Here is a 16877-nt window from a genome sequence, read left to right on the forward strand (position 1 = left end):
ATTATAATTGCGACGAATGACAATGAAGGGTACCAAATGAAAACCGTAACTGTAAGAGATCTCGTGGTTGGCGAAGGCGCGCCAAAGATCATTGTGTCGCTAATGGGAAAAACCATTACCGATGTGAAATCGGAAGCACTCGCCTACCGTGAAGCGGATTTCGATATTCTGGAGTGGCGCGTTGACCATTTTGCCAACGTGACAACGGCGGAAAGCGTACTTGAGGCCGCCGGTGCCATCCGGGAGATTATTACCGATAAACCCTTGCTATTTACCTTCCGCAGCGCGAAAGAAGGCGGCGAACAGGCGCTAACCACCGGACAGTATATCGCTCTGAATCGTGCAGCGGTTGACAGCGGTCTGGTCGATATGATCGATCTTGAGCTTTTTACCGGCGACGATGAGGTGAAAGCCACCGTCGGCTATGCTCATCAACACAACGTTGCGGTGATCATGTCTAACCATGATTTTCATAAAACGCCCGCAGCAGAAGAGATTGTTCAGCGTCTGCGTAAAATGCAGGAACTGGGCGCCGATATTCCGAAGATCGCCGTCATGCCGCAGACTAAAGCCGATGTCCTGACCTTACTTACCGCCACTGTAGAAATGCAGGAGCGCTATGCGGATCGTCCGATTATTACCATGTCAATGTCGAAAACCGGGGTAATATCTCGTCTTGCCGGCGAAGTGTTCGGTTCTGCAGCAACGTTTGGCGCGGTGAAAAAAGCATCTGCGCCGGGACAAATATCGGTAGCCGATCTGCGTACCGTATTAACTATATTGCACCAGGCGTAATACTTTATCGTGTGGCGGAATATTCTCTTTCTGCCACAATAAAAATAAATAGTTATCTGACATGAATATGTTCCATATTCATTGAAAGCCGCTGTCTTTATTACCTTAACACGGTTATATCGATATTGCTTTCAGGGATAATAGTGGAGTAAATATGAAACTCAATAAGCCATCACGCATTAATGGCCGCGTTCCCGTGCTCTCTGCACAAGAAGCAGTAAATTATATCCCGGACGAGGCCACTTTATGTATTCTGGGCGCAGGCGGCGGCATTCTCGAAGCGACAACATTAATTACCGCACTGGCAGATAAATATCAAACAACCCAGTCACCACGAGATTTATCTATTATTAGCCCTACCGGATTAGGTGACCGCGCCGATCGCGGCATCAGCCCGCTGGCGCAGGAGGGATTGGTAAAATGGGCGCTATGCGGACATTGGGGGCAATCTCCCCGTATTTCTGAACTGGCTGAACAAAATAAAATCGCCGCCTATAACTACCCACAAGGCGTATTAACCCAGACGCTGCGCGCCAGCGCCGCACACCAGCCGGGTATTCTGAGCGATATCGGTATTGGTACCTTTGTCGACCCTCGCCAACAGGGCGGAAAATTAAACGACGTGACTAAAGAAGATCTCATTAAGCTGGTAGAGATCGATAATAAAGAATATCTCTATTATAAAGCGATAGCGCCTAATGTGGCTTTTATCCGCGCCACTACCTGCGACAGCGAAGGCTATGCATCATTTGAAGATGAGGTGATGTATCTTGATGCGCTGGTGATCGCCCAGGCCGTTCACAATAATGGCGGTATTGTAATGATGCAGGTGCAGAAAATGGTAAAAAAAGCCACGCTGCATCCAAAATCCGTGCGTATTCCCGGCTATCTGGTGGATATTGTGGTTGTCGACGCCGACCAGACGCAACTGTATGGCGGCGCGCCGGTGAACCGATTTATCTCCGGGGATTTTACTCTTGATGATAGTACCCAGCTTACCCTGCCCCTTAATCAGCGCAAGCTGGTAGCCCGACGCGCGCTGTTTGAAATGCGTAAAGGCGCGGTAGGCAATGTGGGCGTAGGCATTGCCGACGGCATTGGTCTGGTCGCTCGCGAGGAAGGCTGCGCCGATGACTTCGTGCTGACCGTAGAAACTGGCCCGGTGGGCGGTATTACCTCTCAGGGCGTGGCCTTCGGCGCCAATGTCAATACCCGCGCGATCCTCGATATGACCTCACAATTTGATTTTTATCACGGTGGTGGGCTTGATGTCTGCTATTTAAGTTTTGCCGAAGTGGATCAACACGGTAATGTCGGTGTACATAAATTCAACGGCAAAATTATGGGCACCGGCGGGTTTATCGATATTAGCGCAACGTCGCAAAAAATTATTTTCTGCGGAACGCTGACGGCCGGAAGTTTAAAAACTGAAATTACCGATGGCAAATTAAATATTCTGCAGGAAGGTCGTGTGAAAAAATTCGTCAGCGAACTGCCGGAAATTACGTTCAGTGGAAAAATTGCGCTTGAGCGCGGGTTAGATGTGCGTTACATCACTGAACGTGCGGTTTTCACTCTCAAACAAGATGGCCTGCATTTAATTGAAATTGCGCCTGGCGTCGATCTGCAACGGGATATTCTTGACAAGATGGATTTTTCACCGGTTATCTCACCAGATTTAAAACTGATGGACACAAGATTATTTACCGATAGCACTATGGGATTCACGCTTCCTGACGCAACACATTAAAAGGAGTACAAATATGGATTTTTCATTAACTGAAGAACAAGAACTATTACTGGCAAGTATTCGCGAGTTAATCACCAGCAATTTTCCAGAAGAGTATTTCCGTACCTGCGATCAAACGGGCACCTATCCCAAAGAATTTATGCAGGCGCTGGCGGAAAACGGTATTTCGATGCTGGGCGTCCCGGAAGAATTCGGCGGCATTCCGGCTGACTATGTAACGCAAATGCTGGCGCTGATGGAAATCTCAAAATGCGGCGCTCCGGCCTTTTTGATTACCAACGGCCAATGCATTCACAGCATGCGCCGTTTTGGTTCCGCAGAACAACTGCGTAAAACAGCAGAAAGTACTCTGGCCACCGGCGATCCAGCATATGCGCTAGCCTTAACAGAACCTGGCGCGGGCTCTGATAATAATAGCGCCACAACAACCTGGACGCGTAAAAACGGCAAGGTTTATCTTAACGGCCAAAAAACATTTATCACCGGTGCAAAAGAATATCCTTACATGCTGGTTCTGGCGCGCGATACGGAGCCAAAAGATCCTAAAAAAGCGTTCACGCTTTGGTGGGTGGACTCAAATAAACCGGGCATAAAGATTAATCCGCTGCACAAAATTGGCTGGCACATGTTGAGTACATGCGAAGTTTATCTCGATAATGTCGAGGTGGACGAAAGCGACCGGGTCGGTGAAGAAGGCATGGGTTTCCTCAATGTCATGTACAATTTTGAAATGGAGCGTTTGATTAATGCGGCGCGCAGTACAGGTTTCGCCGAATGCGCATTTGAAGATGCCGCCCGTTACGCCAACCAGCGTATCGCCTTTGGTAAACCCATCGGCCATAACCAGATGATCCAGGAAAAGCTGGCGTTAATGGCCATCAAAATCGAAAACATGCGCAATATGGTGTTGAAAGTCGCCTGGCAGGCCGATCGGGAAGAGTCACTGCGTACCAGCGCCGCGCTGGCTAAGCTGTACTGCGCACGCACAGCGATGGAAGTGATTGACGATGCGATTCAGATTATGGGTGGGCTTGGTTATACTGACGAAGCCCGTGTCTCCCGCTTCTGGCGCGATGTTCGCTGCGAACGTATCGGTGGCGGCACGGATGAAATTATGATCTATGTGGCAGGACGCCAGATTCTGAAAGACTATCAGAACAAGTAAGGATCGTACCGGAACGTCTTATTCGGCCTGACTGCTTTACGACATCAGGCCGAATAAATCAGATATATTTCGCCGTCAGGTATTTGGCAGCAAATACGCCTGCTCAACCAGACTATTTTTAAATTGCTTACGATAATCGTTGGGAGAACATCCTACATGCCGCATAAACAATTTGGCAAAATGGTCCACATTTTCATATCCTACCCGCAATGAAATTTCTGCCAGTGGCGACTCAGTGTTTGTCAGCGCAAACTTGGCCTCGGTCATACGTCGTTGAATAACATAGTTGATAGGGGATATATGATATTCTTTGGCAAATTCATGGCATATATAACTGACGCTGGCACGAAATTTTTTCGATAGCTGGTCAAGCGTGATTTTTTCACGATAATTATTATTGAGATAAACAAGCACATCCTTAATTAATACATCTTTTTTAATGTAGCCTTGTTCAGAACGATAGGCATTTTTAAAATTTTCATAGTAAAGTGCGGTCAGAGTGTAAGCAAATGCATCGTATACAGAGGAAGCCAATACGTTTTTCCCCTGCGGAAGTAACACGCTTAATTCATTAAAGATACTTTTAATGACCTCTTTTCCCTGAACCACGGAAACCACCGGACAGGAATGACTCTGCAATAGTTGGTTTTCTTCCCAACCTGGAAAACAAAACCCATACAGCGCACAGGTATAGGTGGTAGCCGGCGAATTGCTGTCGGATGCTACAGCGTGTAGCCGCCCCCGCTCAACGACGACAATATCGTCCGCATGCGCGACGTAGAGTGAAGAGTCAATAATTAACCTGGCTATCCCTTTTTTGACGTAAATAAGCTCTGTTTCATTATCATGCATATGATGGCCAGACTCCCAGTTTGGATCATCGCTAATGACAAAACGTGAAAATCGAGGGGTCTTGTCCTGTTCAAAAATCGTCTCCGCGGCGGAGTCAAAACAGCGCTGATACATAATAACCTCTGTCAGGTTTAAAAAGATAACCAGGATAAAATAAAGCGAGCGTCAGTGTTGTACAACCGTGGAGATTACCAGCAAAACAAGATTATTCGTTCCGAATGCAAGATATTATGTTCTTTTGCAGACAGCTCAGATTACCTGTCGATAGCGTATTATCAGACAAAAATACATAGCCGACATATCTTTGATGTTTTCTTTTAACCTCACAGAAACAACATCGCACGTTTCATGTTAAAAAATGATGATATGCTTCGCACTTATTATTCTCACTACCGTATTTATATTTTTATGACGCCCTTTTCAGATGGTTGCTAACGATTCTCTGTTCGCAGATTTTTCGTGCAAGATTGTTGGCAAGGAAAACAGATTGACCCATCGAAAACCTCTTCAGACTGCCGCAGACTATTTTCAGTCAGATTTACGTTACTTATCCGCACGCGACTCACTGGAGATGCAATGAAAATAATAACCTGCTTTAAGTTGGTGCCTGAAGAACAGGACATTACCGTGACCCCGGAGCATTCGCTCAATTTTGATCGTGCCGAGGCCAAAATCAGCCAGTTTGATTTAAATGCAATTGAGGCCGCCGCGCAGTTAGCTGGCGATGGCGACGAGATCGCCGCGCTCACCGTCGGCGGCTCTCTGTTACAAAATTCAAAAGTCCGCAAAGATGTGTTATCCCGCGGGCCAGATGCGCTTTTTATGGTTCAGGATGCGCAGCTGGAGCACGCCCTGCCCAAAGAAACCGCGCTGGCGCTAGCATCCGCGGCGGAGAAAATCGGCTTTGACCTGCTGCTCTTTGGAGAGGGCTCCGGCGATATTTATGCCCAACAGGTGGGCCTGCTGACTGGCGAACTCCTGAAACTCCCCGTCATCAACGCAGTAAGCCATATTCAACGCGACGGCGACAAAATCATCGTTGAACGCACACTGGAAGAAGACGTTGAAATTATCGAGCTCACCCTGCCCGCGGTGCTTTGCGTGACCTCAGATATTAACGTTCCACGCATCCCGTCAATGAAAGCCATTCTCGGCGCCGGGAAAAAAGCCGTTACGTCTTGGCTGGCGAGCGATATCCACTGGACCCCAACCACGCCACTGGCGGAACTGGTCGCCATCTCGGTACCGCCGCAGACAGAACGCAAGCATATCATTCTCGATAACGATTCACCGGAAGCCATCACCGCACTGGCCGACCATTTGAAAAAATCCCTGAACTAAGCCCAACGGAGAAAAATTATCATGAATCATTTAGCTAACGTATGGGTATTTAGCGATAACGTAGAGCGTTATGCCGAATTAATGACCGGCGCGCGGCAGTGGGGAGAAAAAGTTTACGCCATCGTGCAAGGAAACACGGAGATCGACTACGTGAAAGCGCTTGGCGCTGATGAGATAGTCATTCTTGAATCGCATACGGATTTGCAGCGCGTGGAAAACTATGCCGAAACGCTGGCCTCATTATTAGGCGACCAAAATGGGCTGCTGCTCATGGCGGCGACCAAGCGCTGTAAAGCGCTGGGCGCCCGGCTGAGCATCCAGCTTGACGCCGTGATGGTGAACGACGCGACGTCTATTGACCTCCTCGACGGGACGCTACACGCAGAGCATCGCATGTACGGCGGACTTGCTTTCGGCAAAGAGAAATTAAACAGTCCGCAGGCGATTATTACGCTGGCACCCGGCGTGCTGGAACCCGCCGCCCCTCTCCCCGGTCATACTTGCCCGCAGACCACGCTGGCATATATTGCCCCACGCCACGAGGTATTGTGCCAGCAGCGGCGCGCGAAATCGTTAAGCAGCGTCGATTTGAGCAAAGCCAAACGGGTCATCGGCGTAGGACGAGGTCTGGCGGCGCAAAGCGATCTGGATATGGTGCATAAACTGGCGACCGTCCTCGGCGCAGAAGTGGGCTGTTCCCGCCCCATTGCGGAAGGTGAAAACTGGATGGAACGCGAGCGTTATATTGGCGTATCCGGCGTTCTGTTGAAATCCGATCTCTATCTGACGCTGGGCATTTCCGGCCAAATTCAACATATGGTGGGTGGAAACGGCGCAAAAATTATTGTCGCAATAAACAAAGATAAAAACGCGCCCATTTTCAATTATGCCGATTATGGTCTGGTGGGCGATATCTATAAGGTTGTTCCTGCCCTCATCGACCAGTTAAGCCGCTAATTCCTTTTTCAACGCACATCTCCCGTCGTCGATACGGCGGGAAAGGAGCATAAAGCATGTCGGATGATAAATTTGACGCTATTGTGGTGGGCGCAGGCGTAGCAGGAACGGTCGCCGCGTATGTGATGGCAAAAGCGGGACTGGATGTACTGGTTATTGAACGCGGAAACAGCGCGGGCAGCAAAAATATGACCGGTGGCCGGCTCTACGCTCACAGTATCGAAAGTATTATGCCGGGATTCGCAACGTCCGCCCCCATCGAACGTGTCGTTACCCGTGAAAAAATCTCCTTTTTAACCGAAGAAAGCGCCGTCACACTTGATTTTCACCGCGCGCCCCCTACTCCACCCCTTACGTCATATACCGTACTGCGCAACAAACTGGACCCGTGGCTAATGGCGCAGGCGGAGCAGGCTGGCGCGCAGTTTATCGCAGGTGTACGGGTCGACGCTCTGGTACGTGAAGGCAATCGCGTCACTGGCGTTCAGGCCGGGGATGATATTCTTGATGCGAATATTGTGATTCTCGCGGACGGCGTGAATTCCATGCTGGGCCGTTCACTGAACATGGTGCCTGCCTCTTCTGCGCATCACTATGCCGTCGGCGTAAAAGAGTTGATTGGGCTCTCTCCGGCACTTATTGAAGAGCGTTTTAATCTGGCGTCCCATGAAGGCGCCGCCTGGTTATTCGCTGGCGCGCCCTCCAACGGGCTCATGGGCGGCGGGTTTCTTTATACCAACCGCGATTCGGTTTCTCTGGGGCTGGTATGTGGCCTGGGCGACATTGCTCACGCGACCAAAAGCGTACCGCAAATGCTGGAAGATTTTAAACAGCATCCGGCAATACGCCCTTTGATTCAGGGGGGAACGCTGCTTGAATACTCCGCTCATATGGTGCCCGAAGGCGGCATAGCAATGATGCCGGAGCTGGCAAATGACGGCGTGATGATTGTCGGCGACGCCGCCGGTCTTTGCCTGAATCTCGGTTATACCGTCCGCGGCATGGATTTAGCCATCGCGTCCGCGCAAGCGGCCGCTCAAACCGCCATTGACGCTAAAGCGCGGCAAGATTTTTCCGCCGCGAGTCTTGCCGGTTACAAACGCGCGCTGGAGAAAAACGGCGTGTTACGCGATATGCGGCATTTCCGCAAACTCCCCGGATTAATGGAAAACCCACGGCTTTTTACCGAGTACCCGCGAATGGCGGCAAACATTGTGGGCGATCTGTTCACCGTTGATGGCGGTCCAGTCCCACCGTTGCGTAAAACTATCCTGTCACATGCGAAAAAAATTGGACTGGTGAATCTATTAAAAGACGGCATAAAAGGGGCTACGGCATTATGAGTTCGGACAATAAGGTGAATGTTGACGTCAAATTGGGCGTAAATAAATTTTACGTAGATGAAGGACACCCACATATCATTTTGCGCTCCTCGCCTGACATGCAGGAGTTTAATAAATTAATAAAAGCCTGCCCTGCCGGACTCTATAAGCTGGACGATGCGGGAAATATTCATTTTGACTCCGCGGGCTGCCTGGAATGCGGGACCTGCAGGGTTCTCTGCGGCAATACTCTTCTCGAAAAATGGGAATACCCGGCGGGAACGTTCGGCGTTGAGTTTCGCTACGGCTGACGCTCTGAAACACCGGATAACGACGCTACGGCGTCTTATTCGGCTTGCCCCCGGAGATTACGTCATTTGTATTAATAGAGAACAAGTCAATGAGTGTTACATTAACGTTTGACGCCGCAAGGCGGAAAACCTATCGCGAGTCCGGCTACTGGGGCGATGCTTCACTGGGCGACTACTGGCGGCAAACCGCACGCGCCGTACCCGATAAAATCGCCGTGGTCGATAATCATGGCGCGTCCTGGACCTACGCCGCGCTCGACTGCGCGGCAAGCCGCCTGGCAAACTGGTTACTGTCTCAGGGGATTCAACCGGGCGATCGCGTGGCCTTTCAGCTTCCGGGCTGGTGTGAGTTTACCCTCATTTATCTGGCCTGCCTGAAAACGGGCGCGGTATCTGTCCCGCTGCTTCCCGCCTGGCGAGAAGCAGAGCTGGTTTGGGTGCTGAACAAATGTCAGGCTAAAATATTCTTCGCCCCCACCGTATTCAAACAGAATCGTCCGGTCGATCTTATCCTTCCGCTACAAAATCAACTGCGCCATCTGACGCATATTGTCGGCGTGGATAAACTGGCGCCTGCCACCACAGCGCTTGCGCTTAGTCAAATCATCGACCGCAGCGAACCGTTGCAGTCAGACATTAACATTCACGGTGATGAACTGGCGGCAGTGCTGTTTACCTCCGGCACAGAAGGAATGCCGAAAGGGGTGATGTTGACCCACAATAATATTCTTGCCAGCGAACGGGCGTATTGCGCGCGGTTGAATTTAACCTGGCAAGATGTGTTCCTGATGCCTGCGCCACTGGGCCACGCCACCGGATTTTTACACGGCGTCACCGCGCCCTTTTTAATCGGGGCGCGTAGCGTATTGCTGGACATCTTTACCCCAGAAGCCTGCCTTACCTTATTAGCGCAGCAACGCTGTACCTGTATGTCAGGCGCGACGCCGTTTATTTACGATCTGCTTTGTGCCATTGAGCAACAGCCTGCCGACCTCTCCTCACTGCGATTCTTCTTATGCGGCGGCACGACTATTCCCAAAAAGGTTGCCCGCGACTGCCAGCAGCGCGGTATCAAATTATTGAGTATTTACGGTTCTACAGAAAGTTCTCCACACTCGATGGTTAATCTGGGTGATTCGACTTCACGCATGATGAACACCGATGGTTATGCCGCCACCGGTGTAGAAATTAAAATCGTGGATGAAGATCGCAATACGCTTCCAGCAGGCCACGAAGGCGAAGAAGCCTCGCGCGGGCCGAACGTTTTTATGGGATACCTGGACGAGCCGGAACTTACCGCCCGCGCACTGGATAACGAGGGCTGGTATTACAGCGGCGACCTCTGCCGCATGGATGAAGACGGTTATATCAAAATTACCGGGCGCAAAAAGGATATTATTATACGTGGAGGTGAAAATATCAGCAGTCGCGAGGTGGAGGATATTTTATTGCAACACCCCCGCATACACGATGCTTGCGTCGTTGCTATGCCTGATGAACGCTTAGGCGAACGTTCATGCGCGTATGTAGTCTTAAAACCGCCGCACCTTTCGCTGACGCTGGAAGAGGTGATCGCTTTTTTCAGTCGAAAACGGGTAGCGAAGTATAAATATCCGGAACGGATCGTCATCATAGAAAAACTGCCCAGAACCGCCTCTGGCAAAGTGCAGAAGTTTCTGTTGCGGCAGGATATTATTGAGCGGCTGCGCCAGGAGCACACTGCGGTATAAATTGCCGGATGGCGACGTTAACGCCGCCATCCGGTATTACACTACTTCTTCAGTTCCGCCAGACTCAGCCAGGTCTGAACCACGGTGTCCGGGTTCAGCGACAGGCTGTCGATCCCCTCTTCCATCAGCCAGGCGGCAAAGTCTTCATGGTCGGACGGACCCTGACCACAAATTCCAACATATTTGCCCTGTTTTTTCGCCGCGCGGATCGCCATCGACAGCAGCGCTTTCACCGCGTCGTTACGCTCGTCAAACAGTTCAGACACCACGCCGGAATCGCGATCCAGCCCCAGCGCCAGCTGCGTCATGTCGTTAGAACCAATCGAGAAGCCATCAAAATACTCGAGGAACTGTTCAGCCAGCAAGGCATTAGACGGGATCTCGCACATCATGATGATCTTCAGCCCGTTCTCGCCGCGTTTAAGCCCCTGGCGCGCCAGCTCTTCGATGACCGCTTTCGCCTGGTCGACCGTCCGCACGAACGGGATCATGATTTCGACGTTGGTAAGGCCCATATCGTTGCGCACGCGTTTCACCGCTTCGCATTCCAGCGCAAAACAATCGCGGAAACTTTCTGCGACGTAACGACCCGCGCCGCGGAAGCCCAGCATCGGGTTTTCTTCATGCGGCTCATAGCGTTCGCCGCCGACCAGGTTGGCGTATTCGTTGGATTTAAAGTCAGACAGGCGAACGATGACGCGTTTCGGGTAGAAGGCGGCGCCTAACGTCGCGATCCCTTCCGTCAGTCGACCAACGTAAAATTCACGCGGCGAGTCAAACCCTTTCATCATCTCACGAATGTCGTTTTGCAGCGCGGCATCCTGGTCGTCAAACTCCAGCAGCGCGCGCGGGTGAACGCCAATCATACGGTTAATGATGAATTCCAGTCGCGCCAGACCTACGCCTTCATTCGGCAGGCAGGCAAAGTCAAATGCCCTGTCCGGGTTGCCGACGTTCATCATGACCTTCAGCGGTAGCTCTGGCATGGTATCTACGCTGGAGCTTTTTACGCTGAAATCCAGCATGTCGGCATACACATAACCGGTATCACCTTCCGCACAGGAGACGGTTACTTTTTCGCCATCTTTCATGCGTTCGGTGGCGTCGCCGCAGCCGACTACCGCCGGAATGCCCAATTCGCGGGCGATAATCGCCGCGTGACAGGTGCGCCCGCCACGGTTAGTGACAATCGCCGCCGCTTTTTTCATGATCGGTTCCCAGTCCGGGTCGGTCATATCAGTGACAAGCACATCGCCAGGCTCAATACGGTTCATTTCGCCGATATCGTGAATAACTTTTACCGTACCTGCGCCGATACGATGCCCAATGGCGCGACCTTCGGCAATGATTTTCCCCTGCGCATGTAGCGTATAACGCTCCATCACCTGGCCACGGGAGCGCACGGTTTCCGGACGTGCCTGCACAATAAAGAGCTTACCGGTATGACCGTCTTTCGCCCATTCGATATCCATCGGACGACCATAGTGCCGCTCAATCTGCACCGCTTGTTTCGCCAGTTCCTGCACTTCTTCGTTGGTGAGCGAGAAAATGTCGCGCTGTTCCTGCGGCACATCTTCAATCTTCACTTGCTTGCCGTGCTCCTGGGTGGCGGCGTAAACCATGCGGATTTTTTTCGACCCCATGGTGCGGCGTACGATGGCCGGACGGCCTGCCGCCAGGGTTGGCTTATGGACATAAAATTCATCCGGGTTAACCGCGCCCTGCACCACCATTTCACCCAGTCCCCATGCCGAGGTGATAAAGACCACCTGGTCAAAGCCGGATTCGGTATCGATAGAGAACATCACCCCTGACGAGGCGAGATCGGAGCGAACCATCCGCTGCACGCCAGCGGAAAGCGCTACGCCGCGATGATCATATCCCTGGTGAACGCGATAAGAGATGGCGCGATCGTTAAACAGAGAAGCAAATACGTGTTTCACTGCCACCAGTACCGCATCGAAGCCCTGAACGTTAAGAAACGTTTCCTGTTGGCCCGCAAACGAAGCATCTGGCATATCTTCCGCCGTGGCGGAGGAACGCACGGCAAAAGAGGCATTTTCATCATCCGACGAAAGCTGCGCATAGGCATCGCGGATGGCGTTTTCCAGCGCCGGCTGGAAAGGAGTGTCGATAATCCACTGGCGGATCTGCGCGCCCGCTTTCGCCAGCTGGGAGACATCATCAATATCTGTCTTATCCAGCAGCTCATAAATGCGCTGGTTTACGCCGCTTTGATCCAAAAACTGGTTAAACGCATCGGCAGTGGTTGCAAAACCATTCGGAACGGATACGCCCATGCCGGAAAGGTTAGTAATCATTTCACCCAGGGAGGCATTTTTGCCCCCAACTCTGTCTACATCATTCATGCCGAGTTGGTTATACCAAAGCACCAGCGGTGACGAGCCATTGTTGGACATCGAACAATCCTTTTGTGATAAATGAACGAGTTTAAGAAACACATAGTTGCGTATTTATCCTGGCATACTTAAACCCGCGAAAAAAACGGTGAATCGTTCAAGCAAATTTATTTTTTCATTTTTTCAGATTGTTTACGTAGTTGCGCAAACCCGCGCATAGCACGGCATTCCCTGAATAACCCCCGGTATAAACTGCGTTTCCAGGAAATGAAACACACTTTTCATTAATTATAAAAAGCGCCTGTCATTTTATAAAATAAGCGACAAGTTATACGTTTCCCGTTACTTTTAATTTATGCTTTCAGATAATTATGTTTACTCTTCAGGATGAACAGAATGGATAATGTTGTTGATCGCCATGTTTTCTATATTTCTGATGGTACCGCCATCACCGCCGAGGTCCTGGGTCACGCGGTTATGTCGCAGTTTCCGGTGACGATCAGCAGCATCACGCTGCCATTCGTGGAAAACGAAAGTCGCGCCCGCGCCGTCAAAGACCAAATTGACGCCATTTATCAGCAAACCGGCGTTCGCCCGCTGGTGTTTTACTCGATTGTTTTACCTGAAATTCGCGCCATCATCTTACAGAGCGAAGGTTTCTGCCAGGATATCGTCCAGGCGCTGGTGGCGCCGCTTCAGCAGGAGATGAAACTGGATCCGACGCCGATCGCTCATCGTACTCATGGGCTTAATCCGGGTAACCTGAACAAGTATGACGCCCGTATTGCCGCTATCGATTATACCCTGGCGCATGATGATGGCATTTCATTGCGCAACCTCGATCAGGCCCAGGTCATTTTACTTGGCGTTTCGCGCTGTGGAAAAACGCCCACCAGCCTCTATCTGGCAATGCAATTCGGTATTCGTGCGGCTAACTACCCTTTCATCGCCGATGATATGGATAATTTGACGCTGCCCACATCGTTAAAACCGCTACAACATAAACTGTTCGGCCTGACAATTGACCCTGAACGCCTGGCGGCAATTCGCGAAGAACGCCGTGAAAACAGTCGCTATGCCTCGTTGCGTCAGTGCCGCATGGAAGTGGCGGAGGTCGAAGCGCTGTATCGTAAGAATCAGATCCCCTGCCTGAACAGCACCAATTATTCCGTTGAAGAGATAGCCACCAAAATTCTCGACATTATGGGGCTTAACCGCAGGATGTACTAGCAAACTAGTTTAATGGGTTGGTTTTTGTTATCATGCCGTTCTGCCTGCGAGGTGTGACACGCCTCGCACTTGAAATCAGCAGGGATTGGTTTATCGTGATGCCCATCACTTCCCGGTAGTCCTGCCGTTGAAGCAACAAATTTCTGAGACTTGTAATGAACAGAACCGACGAACTCCGTACTGCGCGTATCGACAGCCTGGTAACACCGACCGAACTCGCGCAGCGGTATCCTGTATCGTCCTCCGTCGCCAGTCATGTTACCGACTCCCGACGCCGGATAGAAAAGATTTTAAATGGTGAAGATCCACGGCTACTGGTCGTCATTGGCCCCTGTTCGATTCACGATCTGAATGCTGCCATGGAATACGCGACGCAGCTCCAGGCACAACGCCAAAAACATCAGGCGCGTCTGGAAATCGTCATGCGCACCTATTTTGAAAAACCGCGTACCGTCGTGGGATGGAAAGGCCTGATTTCCGATCCCGACTTGAATGGAAGTTACCGCGTCAATTATGGGCTTGAACTGGCGCGTCGCTTGCTATTGCAGGTGAACGAACTGGGAGTACCGACCGCCACAGAATTTCTTGATATGGTCACCGGCCAGTTTATTGCCGATCTGATCAGTTGGGGAGCGATTGGCGCGCGTACCACCGAAAGCCAAATCCATCGGGAAATGGCTTCTGCGCTCTCTTGTCCGGTCGGCTTTAAAAATGGTACGGATGGCAATACTCGCATTGCCGTTGACGCTATTCGCGCCTCCCGCGCCAGCCATATGTTTCTCTCGCCGGATAAAGACGGACAGATGACCATCTACCAGACGAGTGGCAACCCGTATGGGCACATCATCATGCGCGGCGGTAAAAAACCGAACTACCACGCTGAAGATATTGCCGCCGCCTGCGACACGTTGCATGAATTTGATCTGCCGGAACATCTGGTCGTCGACTTCAGCCACGGCAACTGTCAAAAACAGCATCGCCGCCAGTTGGAGGTATGTGATGATATTTGCCAGCAGATTCGTAATGGCTCCACGGCAATTGCCGGGATTATGGCCGAGAGTTTTTTACGGGAAGGCACGCAAAAAATTATCAGCGGTCAACCATTAATCTATGGTCAGTCCATTACCGATCCCTGCCTGAACTGGGAAGATACGGAAGTTCTGTTGGAAAAACTGGCCGCAGCGGTAGACAGCCGCTTTTAATAGCTCGCCCATCCTGCCGGGATGGGCGTTTCTTCGATGCGTTATCCGCCCTTTTCTCTCCGCGCGCGTATATCACTCCACAGAATTAGCACTTGCTGTTATTGCATTAATTATTGATAATAATAATCATTGTGAGTTTGATTATTAATAAATAACATGTCGCGTATGGATAACACCGAGCTGCCTCACCCTAAGGAAATGGACAATGAAACGCTTCTCCCTGCCGCTGAACGGCGCGTCAACAGTCAGGCGCTATTAGGTCCGGACGGCAAAGTCATTATCGATCACAACGGTCAGGAGTATCTGTTGCGCAAAACTCAGGCCGGTAAACTACTGTTAACCAAATAGCGCTCCCGCCAGCAGACGATGCTGCTGGCATCAGGCTAACTTGAACAACTGACCTCCAGCCGCTTTCCCCACTCCGGCGGTCGGCTGGCATAGTCATCATCTCGATCGGTAAAAGGTTGACGTAAAACTTCATGCAACCGATGCAGTTCCGCCATGTCTCCCTGTTCAGCCGCGTCTATCGCGCGTTGCGCCAGCCAGTTGCGCAACACAATCGCAGGATTCACGCGTTGCATCTGCTGCTGGCGCAGCGCGTCATCCACCGCCTCTGTGCGCAATCGCGCCCGGTAGCGATCGAACCAGGCATCGAACGCCCCGCGATCGATAAACGTATCCCGCAACGGCGAGGAAGCGCTCTGTTGCTCCGTATGGCTTAACATCCGAAATGTACGGGTATAGTCACTCCCTTCGCGCGCCATCAGACTAAACAATTCATTCAGTAAAGCGTTATCGTCTTTTTGCTCGGTAAAGAAGCCCAGCTTCTGGCGCATTCGCTGCCCATAGTGCGTTAACAACGCGTCCTGGTAGCGATCCAGCGCTCTGTTTAACGCGTCGATCTCAATAAAAGGGGTTAACGTCTGCGCCAGACGTTGTAAATTCCACAGCGCCACCGACGGTTGATTATCGAAGCGGTAACGTCCCTGATGATCGGAATGGTTACCAATGAAGCCGGGATCGTAGTCATCGAGAAAACCAAAGGGACCATAGTCGATGGTCAGCCCCAGAATCGACATGTTATCCGTATTCATAACGCCGTGCGAAAAACCGACGGTTTGCCACTCGGCGATGAGTCTTCCGGTACGCGCCGCCACCTCTTCAAACCACAAAGCATATTTTTCCGGGACATCCTGCCATTGCGGCCAATAATGACGAATAGCGAAATCAGCCAGTTGCTGAACTTTTTCCGGCTCACGGCGGTAATAGAAATGTTCGAAATGACCAAAACGCATATGACTTTGCGCCAGACGCATTAACATCGCGCCCGTTTCCTGCGTCTCTCGCTGAACCGGCGTATCGCTGGCTACGATAGATAACGCGCGCGTCGTGGGAATACCCAGATAATGCATGGCTTCGCTGGCAAGGCTTTCTCGTATGGTTGAACGCAGGACGGCGCGTCCATCCCCCATTCGCGAATAGGGTGTTAATCCGGCGCCTTTCAGATGCCAGTCGAGGGTCGAGCCATCCGCCAGGAGCTGTTCACCCAGCAAAATACCGCGTCCGTCGCCGAGCTGCCCCGCCCAGACGCCGAACTGATGCCCGCTATATACCTGCGCGACAGGCGACATACCGGGTAATAAGGTTTCGCCGCCCCAAACGCCAGCGCCATTAGTAGCGTCAAATAACGACGCGGGAATGGCTAACTGCTGCGCCAGTTCGTCGTTATACCAAATCAGTCGCGCATTTTTTAACGGTGTGGGTAAAAGCGCGGTATACGTTGCTGGCAGTTCATCGCGCCAACGGGCAGTAAAAGACAGGGTCATAGGGCCTCCTGTCTTCAGTGTAGACGGTTAATCACC

Annotated in this window: 14 protein-coding genes; 11 read left to right on the plus strand and 3 right to left on the minus strand. The window is 51.3% G+C overall.

Features of this window, described 5'->3' with window-relative positions; translation table 11 throughout:
- Window positions 1–36 precede the first annotated feature (36 nt).
- The 3 genes from aroD (at window position 37) to ACLJQD_RS17835 (ending at window position 3710) form a co-directional block, all read left to right on the plus strand.
- Window positions 37–795, plus strand: a complete 759-nt coding sequence (gene aroD / locus ACLJQD_RS17825; RefSeq protein WP_000860224.1) for a type I 3-dehydroquinate dehydratase — start codon at window positions 37–39, stop codon at window positions 793–795.
- Between the two features lie 154 nt (window positions 796–949).
- Window positions 950–2545: an acyl CoA:acetate/3-ketoacid CoA transferase gene (locus ACLJQD_RS17830; protein ID WP_000773598.1), complete on the plus strand. Its 1596-nt coding sequence runs from the start codon at window positions 950–952 to the stop codon at window positions 2543–2545.
- 13 nt (window positions 2546–2558) lie between these two features.
- Entirely contained in the window at window positions 2559–3710 is a 1152-nt protein-coding gene (locus ACLJQD_RS17835) for an acyl-CoA dehydrogenase (protein WP_000347819.1), read from the plus strand.
- A gap of 75 nt (window positions 3711–3785) precedes the next feature.
- On the opposite strand, the gene ACLJQD_RS17840 is transcribed toward ACLJQD_RS17835, so the two are convergent.
- Complete coding sequence (locus ACLJQD_RS17840; RefSeq protein ID WP_017441002.1) at window positions 3786–4676, minus strand: AraC family transcriptional regulator; 891 nt, start codon at window positions 4674–4676, stop codon at window positions 3786–3788.
- Window positions 4677–5138: 462 nt separating this feature from the next.
- Here ACLJQD_RS17840 and ACLJQD_RS17845 point away from each other — a divergent pair, with 462 nt between their 5' ends.
- The 5 genes from ACLJQD_RS17845 (at window position 5139) to fadK (ending at window position 10223) form a co-directional block, all read left to right on the plus strand.
- Window positions 5139–5903, plus strand: a complete 765-nt coding sequence (locus ACLJQD_RS17845) for an electron transfer flavoprotein (protein ID WP_000692095.1) — start codon at window positions 5139–5141, stop codon at window positions 5901–5903.
- A gap of 21 nt (window positions 5904–5924) precedes the next feature.
- Complete coding sequence (locus ACLJQD_RS17850) at window positions 5925–6860, plus strand: electron transfer flavoprotein subunit alpha (RefSeq protein ID WP_001015880.1); 936 nt, start codon at window positions 5925–5927, stop codon at window positions 6858–6860.
- Window positions 6861–6916: 56 nt separating this feature from the next.
- Window positions 6917–8203 (plus strand): FAD-dependent oxidoreductase, encoded by a 1287-nt coding sequence (locus tag ACLJQD_RS17855; RefSeq protein WP_017441001.1) that lies wholly within the window; start codon window positions 6917–6919, stop codon window positions 8201–8203.
- Window positions 8200–8493, plus strand: coding sequence for a ferredoxin family protein (locus ACLJQD_RS17860; RefSeq protein ID WP_000093362.1), 294 nt, complete (start codon window positions 8200–8202; stop codon window positions 8491–8493). Before ACLJQD_RS17855 ends, ACLJQD_RS17860 begins: the two co-directional genes overlap by 4 nt.
- An 89-nt stretch (window positions 8494–8582) precedes the next feature.
- Complete coding sequence (gene fadK / locus ACLJQD_RS17865; RefSeq protein WP_017441000.1) at window positions 8583–10223, plus strand: medium-chain fatty-acid--CoA ligase; 1641 nt, start codon at window positions 8583–8585, stop codon at window positions 10221–10223.
- A 41-nt stretch (window positions 10224–10264) separates the two neighbouring features.
- Here the strand turns inward: fadK and ppsA are convergent, their stop codons facing one another.
- Window positions 10265–12643, minus strand: a complete 2379-nt coding sequence (gene ppsA / locus ACLJQD_RS17870; protein WP_000069335.1) for a phosphoenolpyruvate synthase — start codon at window positions 12641–12643, stop codon at window positions 10265–10267.
- 336 nt (window positions 12644–12979) lie between these two features.
- Between ppsA and ppsR the strand changes: the two genes are divergently transcribed.
- From ppsR to hemP, 3 genes are all read left to right on the plus strand, one after another.
- Complete coding sequence (gene ppsR, locus ACLJQD_RS17875; RefSeq protein ID WP_000370992.1) at window positions 12980–13813, plus strand: posphoenolpyruvate synthetase regulatory kinase/phosphorylase PpsR; 834 nt, start codon at window positions 12980–12982, stop codon at window positions 13811–13813.
- Between the two features lie 155 nt (window positions 13814–13968).
- Window positions 13969–15015 (plus strand): 3-deoxy-7-phosphoheptulonate synthase AroH, encoded by a 1047-nt coding sequence (gene aroH, locus ACLJQD_RS17880; RefSeq protein ID WP_001082196.1) that lies wholly within the window; start codon window positions 13969–13971, stop codon window positions 15013–15015.
- 156 nt (window positions 15016–15171) lie between these two features.
- Complete coding sequence (hemP, locus tag ACLJQD_RS17885; RefSeq protein ID WP_000089118.1) at window positions 15172–15363, plus strand: hemin uptake protein HemP; 192 nt, start codon at window positions 15172–15174, stop codon at window positions 15361–15363.
- A gap of 35 nt (window positions 15364–15398) precedes the next feature.
- On the opposite strand, the gene selO is transcribed toward hemP, so the two are convergent.
- Window positions 15399–16841 (minus strand): protein adenylyltransferase SelO, encoded by a 1443-nt coding sequence (selO, locus tag ACLJQD_RS17890; RefSeq protein ID WP_017440999.1) that lies wholly within the window; start codon window positions 16839–16841, stop codon window positions 15399–15401.
- Window positions 16842–16877: the final 36 nt, after the last annotated feature.

The organism is Salmonella sp. SAL04214 (assembly GCF_046550615.1).
In the GTDB taxonomy this organism is placed as follows: Bacteria; Pseudomonadota; Gammaproteobacteria; order Enterobacterales; family Enterobacteriaceae; genus Salmonella; species Salmonella enterica.